General features: G+C 30.6%; 13 protein-coding genes and 2 pseudogenes. 14 read left to right on the forward strand and 1 reads right to left on the reverse strand.

Annotated features, from left to right (window positions below; all coding sequences use genetic code 11):
• A partial coding sequence (locus BHF71_RS12395) for a transposase (protein ID WP_084024083.1) occupies positions 1-230 on the forward strand: 230 nt, incomplete at its 5' end.
• Positions 231-414: 184 nt separating this feature from the next.
• Here BHF71_RS12395 and BHF71_RS12400 read toward each other — a convergent pair.
• A pseudogene (locus BHF71_RS12400) lies at positions 415-591 on the reverse strand (IS256 family transposase); the annotation flags it as partial.
• Positions 592-769: 178 nt separating this feature from the next.
• Here BHF71_RS12400 and BHF71_RS08850 point away from each other — a divergent pair.
• The 13 genes and pseudogenes from BHF71_RS08850 to BHF71_RS08900 all read left to right on the forward strand — a co-directional run.
• On the forward strand, positions 770-1,189 hold the full coding sequence (locus BHF71_RS08850; protein WP_069657301.1) for a DUF6884 domain-containing protein: 420 nt from the start codon (positions 770-772) through the stop codon (positions 1,187-1,189).
• Positions 1,186-1,821 carry a GIY-YIG domain-containing protein gene (locus tag BHF71_RS08855; protein ID WP_069657302.1) on the forward strand — a complete coding sequence of 212 codons (636 nt, stop codon included), beginning with the start codon at positions 1,186-1,188 and terminating at the stop codon, positions 1,819-1,821. The genes BHF71_RS08850 and BHF71_RS08855 overlap by 4 nt, the downstream gene beginning before the upstream one ends.
• A 232-nt stretch (positions 1,822-2,053) precedes the next feature.
• Entirely contained in the window at positions 2,054-2,245 is a 192-nt protein-coding gene (locus BHF71_RS08860) for an ATP-binding cassette domain-containing protein (RefSeq protein WP_069657303.1), read from the forward strand.
• Between the two features lie 23 nt (positions 2,246-2,268).
• The gene (locus BHF71_RS08865; protein WP_069657304.1) at positions 2,269-3,084 is read left to right on the forward strand and encodes an ABC transporter transmembrane domain-containing protein; all 816 of its coding nucleotides are present in this window, start codon (positions 2,269-2,271) and stop codon (positions 3,082-3,084) included.
• A gap of 8 nt (positions 3,085-3,092) precedes the next feature.
• Positions 3,093-3,725 (forward strand): ATP-binding cassette domain-containing protein, encoded by a 633-nt coding sequence (locus tag BHF71_RS08870; protein ID WP_069657305.1) that lies wholly within the window; start codon positions 3,093-3,095, stop codon positions 3,723-3,725.
• A gap of 154 nt (positions 3,726-3,879) precedes the next feature.
• Positions 3,880-4,053 carry a transposase gene (locus BHF71_RS11945; RefSeq protein WP_141705377.1) on the forward strand — a complete coding sequence of 58 codons (174 nt, stop codon included), beginning with the start codon at positions 3,880-3,882 and terminating at the stop codon, positions 4,051-4,053.
• 1 nt (position 4,054) lies between these two features.
• A complete protein-coding gene (locus BHF71_RS08875) occupies positions 4,055-5,326 on the forward strand; it encodes an IS1182 family transposase (protein ID WP_069657306.1) in 1,272 nt (423 codons plus the stop codon).
• Between the two features lie 131 nt (positions 5,327-5,457).
• Positions 5,458-6,264, forward strand: a complete 807-nt coding sequence (gene hisJ, locus BHF71_RS08880) for a histidinol-phosphatase HisJ (protein ID WP_069657307.1) — start codon at positions 5,458-5,460, stop codon at positions 6,262-6,264.
• Positions 6,265-6,364: 100 nt separating this feature from the next.
• Positions 6,365-8,038: a tetratricopeptide repeat protein gene (locus BHF71_RS08885; protein WP_069657308.1), complete on the forward strand. Its 1,674-nt coding sequence runs from the start codon at positions 6,365-6,367 to the stop codon at positions 8,036-8,038.
• A gap of 144 nt (positions 8,039-8,182) precedes the next feature.
• The gene (gene trxB / locus BHF71_RS08890; RefSeq protein ID WP_069657309.1) at positions 8,183-9,112 is read left to right on the forward strand and encodes a thioredoxin-disulfide reductase; all 930 of its coding nucleotides are present in this window, start codon (positions 8,183-8,185) and stop codon (positions 9,110-9,112) included.
• Positions 9,113-9,297: 185 nt separating this feature from the next.
• A complete protein-coding gene (locus BHF71_RS08895; protein WP_069657310.1) occupies positions 9,298-9,771 on the forward strand; it encodes an NUDIX hydrolase in 474 nt (157 codons plus the stop codon).
• A gap of 213 nt (positions 9,772-9,984) precedes the next feature.
• A pseudogene (locus BHF71_RS12405) lies at positions 9,985-10,236 on the forward strand (IS607 family transposase); the annotation flags it as partial.
• Positions 10,229-10,501: helix-turn-helix domain-containing protein (locus tag BHF71_RS08900; RefSeq protein ID WP_176717346.1), on the forward strand; the 273-nt coding region annotated here is incomplete at its 3' end. The pseudogene BHF71_RS12405 and the gene BHF71_RS08900, both read left to right, overlap by 8 nt.

Below are 10,501 nucleotides of genomic sequence, written 5' to 3' on the forward strand. Positions count from 1 at the left end.
TAGAAAGAGTATTTGCAGATATGAAAGAGAAACATGGTTTGCGTTGGACTACGTTAAGAGGTTTGAAAAAAGTCTCGATGCAGGCGATGTTAGTTTTTGCTGCCATGAATTTGAAAAAGCTAGCGAATTGGACGTGGAAGAGACGTCCGAATCGCTCTCAATTTTTTATTTCATCCAAGATTTTAAGCATTTTTGACAAAAATAACCTCATACTAGGTAATTTAGCATGAGGTTAGTCTTCAGTCTGAGGTGAAATCATTAGATTTCACTTTTCTATTGTAATTATGAAAATAAATATTAAATATAATTATACCCATTTTATTAGGATTTGTTAAATATTTTGCCAATTTTCAAAAGGAATTATATATATTTTTCTGAATGTAAGAAAATAACAGCTAAGTTATAGGTAAGCGATTATCTTAGTTCTTTTTGTGTGATGTTTAATTGGGCAAGTACCTTGTCCCGGTTACGATGACAATTCGTCCACTTTTTTGTTATATTCATTGTATACAAGTAGAGCAGCATTTTTAACAAAGCTGTGTCCGTAGTGAATACAGCTTTTGTTTTGGTTACCTTACGATATTGCCTATGCAAGCTTTATTAAAGAGCTTGTAAACCTGCTTATTTTTTTTGTATTCTTGCTTGCAAAAAACACTTTTTTATTCAATAGAGTAATATATATTTACTAATTTATTATTTCAATATAGAAGGATAAATAATTGTTATATCGAAAGTAAGAAAATAACAATTATTATCGGGAGGGATCAGTTTGAAAAAAGTAGTATTACTATCCTGTGTGAGTAAAAAGAAAGACTATGAAACTATAGCTGAAAACTTATATGATAGTAGTCTTTTTAAATATTCTTTAAAATATGCTAGATTCTTAAAGCCAGATAAAATATATATATTATCTGCTCTTTATGGATTAATAGAGACAACTGACAAAATTGCCCCTTATAATAAAACATTAAATAGTATGAAGAAAAATGAAAAAATAGAGTGGAGCAATATGGTATTAAAACAAATGAAAGACAAGGGACTCGATTTAAAAAATGATCATTTTATAATTTTAGCAGGTAACAACTACAGAAAATATTTATTAGAGCATTTTTCGAATTATGAAATTCCATTAGAAGGAATGAGAATCGGTGAACAATTATCATTTTTAAAAGGAAGTATAGCAAGATGAACAAAAGATGTGCTGATCTTCACTATATATTCAATAATCTGAATAGGTTTTACTTTCCATTTAACGAACAATTAATACCGCAAAATGGGATTTATATCTTATTCGAAAAAGGAGAACGTTGTAATGGACTAGATAGAATAGTACGAATAGGAACTCATACCGGAAATAACCAACTTAGATCAAGACTAATACAACATTTTATAGACGAAAATAAAGACAGAAGTATCTTTAGGAAGAATATAGGTCGTGCTTTATTAAATATGAGAAATGACGATTACCTCAAGGTATGGGAGTTAGATTTAACATCAAAGAAAAATAAGCAGAAATATAATAGTTTGGTCGACAAAGACTATCAAAATAAAATTGAAATAGAAGTTAGTAAGATTATACAAGATAATTTTTCATTCGTTGTATTTGAAGAAAATGATAAAGAAAATAGGTTGTTTCTTGAATCAAAAATTATAGCTGAAATCTCAAAGTGTAGTAATTGCAAACCAAGTTCAAACTGGTTAGGAAAGTATTCTACAAAAGAAAAAATTAGAGAAAGCGGCTTATGGCAGGTTAATAATTTATATAAAAAAGGGTTCTCTGAACAAGAATTCATCCAATTTAAAAATAGATTTTTACAGTAAAAAAATTGTTAATATCTTAAGATATTACTCCTATCAGCTTATCATTAAAATGAAGGTGACATTTCACTATTTTAAGCCAATATTATTTAGCGAGGAACCTATTCAAACTATCCATTTTATTTAGCATCCACAACTATATATTTTTATTTGAAATCTTCTGTATTTTTTGCTTGCAAAGAAATAAATATTTCAAGATTTCTTATTAAGATGAGGAATGATAGGAGGGGGTTGAATGATTGAAATAAACAATTTAGAAAAAGCATATAAAAAAGGTGATAAAAAAGCTCTAAATGATGTTTCATTTACCATAGAAAGAGGAATATTTGGTTTATTAGGACATAATGGGGCTGAGAAAACGACTCTTATGAATATATTAACTACACTTTTAGAACCGACTAGTAGAAAGAGATATGCCTTTTGTTAGAATTTATGTAAAGGAGTAGTTAAATGAAGAACAATAGTTTTAAAATGCATTACAACTTAAAAATTCGAAATTGGAGTACAATATTGCTATATTCTACTTTGTCAGCATTCTTTTCGCTTATGCCAATAAAGTTAATACAATATATGATTGATTCAATAAAAATAGATTTATCTTTGGTTATTATTTCTGGAATTTCTTTGATTCTTTTTTATTTATTATCTTCTGTAACTAAAGGATTAAATGATTTTTATATAGATAAATTAGCCTTAGATGTGGGGCATAATTTGAGAGTAGAAATGTTCAATCGGATTTTATCGTTAAGTTATTATGAACATAAAAATAGAAGGTTTGATGAAGAAAGTTCGTCATTATTGGAGGATGTGAAAATTATATCTGAGAACTCAATAAAACCTTTGAGCGAGCTCTTAGGATCTTTAATTTCTTTTATTCTGGGTCTTGCATTAGTATTGACTATAAGTCCATTTATAACTATTACATTAATAGCTGTTGGATTATTGGCTGCATATGTGAATAAGCACTTTGTTGACAAATATGACAAGTTAATCGAAAAATCAAGGATATCTTCCGATGGTGTATGGAAGCTTTTTAATGACATTAACAAGTATTTTGAAGAAATAATTACCAATAGAAGAAGTGAAAATTTCGTAAAATTGGCTAAACATGAGAGTGATAAATACAGAATTGAACATCTAGCAGAAACAAAGCATTCAAGACAAATGTATGCTATAGATTATGTGATATTTATGTCTACAATAGGAATATTGTATCTTATTACATCAATTCTAGTCTACTATGGTCATATGACTATGGGGGGTTAGTCGCTATTATGATGTATAATTCGATTTTAGTTGACCCACTTTTGAATATATCAAAAGTAATTAAAGAATGGAGAAAAGTGAATGTATCACTAAAAAGATTGAATAAAATATCGCCTAAAATCAACAAAAAAAATGAAAAAGATGTTAGTTTTGATAGGTATATTGAACTAAAGAATATAAACTATATTGTTAATGATAAAGAAATATTGAAAGACATAAATATGAAAATTTCCAAAGGTGAAAAAGTTGCTATTGTAGGGAAAAGTGGTTCTGGAAAATCAACATTAATTAGAATACTACTCGGACTAATTAAGCCAACTTCTGGTTCAATTATTTATGATAAATATGAATTAGATGAACATTCAAATGTATTAGACAACTTTTCGGTATTAAACCAAAATTGCCTGATTTTCAATGATTCTTTAAGAAAAAATCTTGAATTGTATACTGATTATTTTGATTCAGAGAAGTTGATAGATCTGATTGATAGATTTGGATTGAGTGAACTTTTTCATGAATATAATATTGAAACAAGAATTGATTCTGCTTCGGGCGGAGAACAGAAGCGTATCGGATTATTGAGAATTTTGCTAAGAGAAGCCAATATTTATGTATTTGATGAACTCAGTAATTCATTGTAGAGTAGAAAACTGAAATTAATTTGGGCGACTTAGGTCGCCTATTTAATTTCAGCTTCCCCTCATCAAACCGTACGTGAGTCTGTCTAACAATTATTGTGAATAAAAAAGAAAATTGCTATCACTGTCGAATATATAATATAAGGGAGTTGATAGTATGCCGTTTATTGAAGGGGAAGATAGAAATCAAATAAGCTTATTGCCTTATACATTGGATGATTATATTAGTGATGACAATCCAGTAAGAGTAATTGATGCATATGTAGACAGTTTGAATTTGGAAGAGTTAGGATTTAAAACTTTTTCTGGACGAAATGCTGGTCTCACGTAAGATGGAAATGGAAGCGACTAGGAATGTTGAAGTAATGTGGCTTATTGGCAGAATTACTCCCGATCATGGCACCCTTTCATTATTTATGAAAAATAATAAAGAGGCTATAAAAAAATTATTTAAAGAATTTACACTTATGTTAAAAGGGTTTGGACTTATTGATGGCAATCTTATAGCTTTAGACGGAACAAAAATAAAAGCAAATAGTGCAAAAAACAAACATTATAACGACAACATTATAAAAAAGAAAATAGAGTATTATGAATCTAAAATTGATAAGTATATTAGCGACTTTTTAAATATAAATGATGATGAAACCTTGAAGCAATCAATAACTGAGAAGATTGAAGATTACAAAGATAGAATAGAACAACTAAACACTCTTAAAAAGGACCTTAAAGAACAAGGGAAGAAACAAATATGTTTAACTGATCCGGATGCAAAATCAATGAAAAATAATGGGAAATTTGAAGTTTGTTTTAATATGCAAACCATAGTTGATAATAAACATAAATTTTTAATTGATTTTGAAGTAGTAAATGATGTAAATGATCAAGGTCAACTATCAAATATGATAAAAAAAGCTAAGCAAATATTTAAGGAACAAAAAATTACAGCAGTAGCAGATAAGGGTTATTTTAATATGTCTGAGATAATAAAGACAGTTGATGATAACACAGAAATATTGATAAAAGGACAGGAAAGAAAACAAGAGCAAGCTAGAAATGGTTTTGATAAAACAAACTTCCAATATAGTAAAACAGATGATGCTTACATATGTCCAATGGGTTACGTTTTAGAATTTAAGTGGAACGGTAAACAAAATGGTAAAGATTATAAGCGATATGTTTGTGAAAATTATATGGACTGTGGAAAAAAAGACTTATGCACTTCATCTACAAATGGAAGAGCTATTACTAGGCTTAAAGATGAAGAAATCATAGAGATGGTCAACGAGAACACCATCAAAAAAAATGATCTTTACAAAAAAAGGGGCTCAATTGTAGAGCATCTTTTTGGAACAATAAAAAGACACTTTGGTTACACATATTTTTTAACAAGGGGTCTTGATTCAGTAAACACTGAGGGGTCCTTTATTTGTCTTGCATATAATTTGGGAAGGCTGATTAACATTGTGGGAGTTAGAGAGTTAGTACGACGTTTTAAGGAGAGGATATTTCTTCAAATCTATAAATATTCATTATTTTTCCAAAAAAGTATTAAAAGCACCTTTTCACTACCACATTTAATACTTATTCAAACGGATTGTTAGACAGACTCACGTTACAGGAAACTAATACAAAATACAATACTTAATCAAAGGTGCGTTAGCATTTTTTTATATATTTATTTATTTGACGCAAAGACTTTTACTCTTTATTATGTAAAAAGGAGGTGGATTATGTGTTAATTGATTATCATACACACCATGAGAGATGCGGTCATGCAATTGGGAATTTACGAGAATACGTAGAATATGCAATAAAGTTAGGATTAGATCAGATTGGATTATCTGATCATATGCCGATTATTCATCTTACGAAGGACAAGATTTTGCCCGGAGTAGCAATGGAACTATATCAACTTGAAGAATATGTTACTGAAGTATTGGATTTAAAGAAAGAATATCAAAAAGATATTGAGATAAAATTGGGGCTGGAAGCTGACTACATTAGGGGATATGAAGAAAAGATTGAAAAACTATTAAGTCCTTATCCCTTTGACTATATCTTAGGATCGATTCATTTCCTTGGAGAATGGGATTTATCTGACAGTAGACAGATGGAAGGTTGGAAACAAAGGTCAATTGATGAGATTTTTACGGACTACTATCTATCGGTTCAAAATGCGGCTAAAAGCGGATTATATGATATTATAGGTCATTTTGATATAGTTAAAAAATATGGACACAGACCCCAAAGCGATATCAATCCTCTGATTGAAACTACTTTAAATGTAATACGAAACGCAAATATGGCAATGGAGATTAATGTATCTGGATTGTATAAGATTTCTAAAGAAATATTTCCTGCACCAGGGATTGTGGAAAAGGCGATTTCTCTTGGAATTCCTTTTACATTAGGTTCCGATGCTCATAAACCTGAACATATCCATAGAGGTATCGAAGAGGGAAGAATGTTATTGAAAAAGTTGGGAGTTAGTAAACTTGCTACCTTCAACCAAAGAAATAGGATTATGGTAAATCTTTAACTGTGATTCATAAACTTTGGAAATGGAGTCCTTATTTTGATTGTGATATACTGTATTAAACATACAATGTATGGAAGTGCTTTTATCTGGAGGATATGCTATGGGAGAACATAATCAGATGTCCATTATAAAAAATAGTAACAAGGTAATTTCGATGACGTTCGATGTGGAATTTTTTTATAATAGGGCATTGCGTTACTTGGATCGAAAAGATTACCCAAAAGCTTTGAAATATTTTTGGAAAACTATAGATTTTGAGCCTAATAATCCAGTACATTATTGTAACATTGCGAGTCTATTAGCTGAAATGGGCCGCTTTAAAGAATCAAATGAATTGCTTTTGTACGTGATTGGAAAATTAGATCCAACAATAGTTGAATGTTATTATTATTTAGCAAATAATTATGCTTATTTAGATGATTTTGCAACTTCCTATAAGTACTTGCAACGTTATATAGATGCGGCACCAGACGGTGAATTTATTAGTGAAGCATACGAGATGTTATCTTATATCTCTTCTGAGGTTGATGATGTCAGATTTGAGCATTCTGATTCTGAAGATGAGTTATATATAGTTCATAATGCTGCCAAAAATCTTCTTGATGAAGGTAAATATTATGAAGCTGAAAAAAAATTAAAGAAATTAGTGAATGATTATCCAGATTATTTACCTGCTAGAAACAATCTTGCTTTAGCATATTTTTACTTAGGAAATTATGTTAAGGCTATCGAACATACTAAGTCAGTAATAGAAAAAGAAAATACAAACATTCATGCTTTTTGTAATTTAGCAATCTTTTATCGACATTTAAATCAAGAAGAAGAATTGAATCAGATTCTGAATATTTTACGAAAGTTACATCCTTTTCAAAAAGAATATTTATATAAACTAGCTACAACATTTGCTATTTTAGAAGAACACGAGATGGCTTTTAATCATTTACACAGGTTGTTAAATAGAGGTGAAATAGCTGATCCAACTTTATTACATTATGGGGCTATTGCAGCACTTAATAGTGGGAAGCTTATTTTTGCAGAAAAATGGTGGAATCAGATACTACGGATAGATAACAACTCACAAATTGCAAGCTTTTATTTAGATTTTATTACAAATTTGAATAGTGAAGATTTTAATATTGAACTACCAAATTATTTTTACCAATATGAGTTACCTATTGAAGACCTAGTTACCGGATTATATTTAAATGATGTGGATAAACATTCATATTTCCTTTCTATTCTAGAATGGGGGCTAGCAAACGGTTCAGAAAAGGTTAAAGAACTGAGTATAATTGGATTATCCATTTATAAAAATAAGATGGTTGAAAAAAAGCTAAGGGAATTTCTATTAAATGAACAAGAGTCTTATTACTTAAAGAAAAAAGTTATGTTTGTTCTAGAAGAAATGAATGTCAAACCGCCCTTTAAAATATTAATCAATAATAAAGTGTTTGAAATGACACGCGAAACTCCAGATTTAAAGAGTTGGAAAAAGAATTGGTTATTGGTCTTGGAATATCTTAATGAAAATGTTAGTTATAATGTTAAGGAATTTTTTGATGCTAAATCGTTGTGGTATGAATTTATCAGCAAAACATATCCCAAGACTCCACAAATTCGTAAGGTAGAAGGTTGGGTAGCGGCATTAGAGTATATCGTGATGAAAATACATCAAAAACCAATTTCAATTGAAAGTTTGAGTGAAAAATACCATGTATCTAGTAGTACCATATCGAAAAATATCGGGATTTTTGAAGATGTTTTCGAACTCTAAAGAATGGATATGTAATAGATATATGTGCTTTAGGTTAAACTTAACATGTCTAAGTATAAAATACCCCCTTGGGTACTCGACAAAATACTTTTAATTCGCTAAGATGATTATGTGTTATATTTTTAAGTAGAGGAGGTTGCATACATGAGTGAGGAAAAAATATATGATGTGGCCATTATAGGAGCGGGACCTGCAGGCATGACTGCGGCTATATATACAGCTAGATCCAACTTGTCCACGGTAATGATTGAAAGAGGTGTTCCAGGTGGACAGATGGTGAATACTGGAGAGATTGAAAACTACCCAGGTTATGAAGATGTTATGGGACCGGATTTAGCGAATAAAATGTTTGAGCATGCAAAAAAATTTGGAACTGAATATGCCTATGGTGACGTTAAAGAAGTGATAGATGGCAAAGAATACAAGATTATCGATGTAGGTAATAAGCAGTACAAAGCTAAGGCGGTAATAGTAGCTACGGGTGCGAAACCACGTTTACTTGGTGTTCCCGGTGAAAAGGAATTATCTGGACGTGGTGTATCCTATTGTGCTGTATGTGATGGAGCATTTTTTAAGGATCGTGAACTAATTGTTGTTGGTGGAGGTGACTCTGCGGTAGAAGAAGCAATTTATTTAACTAAATTCGCTTCCAAAGTCACAATTATTCACCGTCGTGATACTTTGAGGGCAACTAAAATTTTACAAGATCGGGCATTTAAAAATGAAAAAATTGGGTTTATTTGGAACTCTACAGTTGAAGAAATACTAGGTGAAAATAGGGTAGAGGGCGTTCGTATTAAGAACAAATTAACTGGCGAAGAAACCGATATTAGTGCGAATGGCGTATTTATCTATGTAGGTACCGATCCGCTATCATCTGCGGTTGAGAAACTAGGAATTACTAATGAAGCTGGTTATATCTTAACCAATGATAATATGGAAACTAAAGTTCCAGGGATTTTTGCCGCAGGAGATGTACGTGAAAAATCATTGCGTCAAGTAGTAACTGCTACGGGAGATGGCAGTATTGCAGCTATGGCAGTGCAGCATTATATTGAGAGTCTAGGGGATTAAAAATTAATGTAATAGTTTTTTAATACCGTTGTAATATAAGTGAAACATAAAGGGGGTATACTGTAGTTAAGAATTGACCCCCTTTTCTATAGATTTTTTTGAAGCATGGTTATCTTACCATGCTATTTTTGTGTAGACGGATTATTTGATAAAATAGTGTTTGGGAAAACTAAGGGGTGAATAAATTGAAAAGAGTAGCGAATTGTTTATTGAAAAAGGGAGAACAGGTTTTGATGCTTCAAAAACCAAGAAGAGGCTGGTGGGTTGTTCCAGGTGGGAAGGTGGAAACAACTGAAACGATACAAGAAGCTGTTATTAGAGAATTCTATGAAGAAACTAATCTAAAACTTATAAATCCTGTCTTAAGGGGGGTTTTTAACATCATCATTAAAGATGGTGAAAAATTTATTGAAGAGTGGATGATGTTTACTTACTTTGCCGATAGTTATACTGGAGAATTGAATTTGGATTGTGAAGAGGGAATATTAGAGTGGAAAAATATTAATGAAATATTAGCTCTACCTAAAGCACAAGGAGATAATATTTACCTAGAACATATTCTTAATAGCGACGAAGTAATCACTGGTAAATTCATTTATACTCCGGACTACGAGTTAATAGCATATTCGATGGATAAAAAGATGGAAACGATAAGCTGATTTTTTGATAAAAGCCAATTGGAAGCAATAACCCCGTTATGTTTTTAACATAACGGGGTTTTTTAAATTTATGGAGGTGATAACTAGAGCGATTAATAGCTCCCTCTCAAGAGTTTAATTCTCTTACAAGTAACTGTTTAGATGCAAACGTTTGAATGTTATGATTAATTTTAGTACAATGCTAATAGCAGTTATTATGGTGTTTTTAGGGGGAAGCCTTCGTTTGTTACAGAAGGTGGACACAGAATGTATAGCCAAGGTCAATTAAATTCTATATTAGGAATAAAACCAAAAGATAAAATAACAGTAGGTTATTGAAGAGTTTCTAGTAATAAACAAAAAGATGACCTAGAAAGGCAAATACACTATGTGATCCAAATAGTAACAGTATTTGCTGCTAAGTTACAAGGTAAGCGAGCTAATAAAGCCCAAAAAATAATAAGGGAAATGAAAGAAAATGATTAAAACTTACAAAGTGATGTTAAAACCAAATAACAAGCAGCGAACTAAGTTATTTGAAAATGCTGGTGTAAGTAGATGGGCTTATAACTTTGCTTTAGCAAGACAAAAAGATAACTATGATAAAGGTGGAAAGTTTCTTAAAGATAGTGTTCTAAGAAAAGAACTAACTATTTTAAAGAAAACAAAAGAATATAGTTGGTTAAATAATTATTCAAATAATGTAACTAAGCAAGCTATTAAAGACGCTTGCGATAGCTTCACAAAGTTT

This window comes from Vulcanibacillus modesticaldus, assembly GCF_001730235.1.
GTDB lineage: Bacteria > Bacillota > Bacilli > Tepidibacillales > Tepidibacillaceae > Vulcanibacillus > Vulcanibacillus modesticaldus.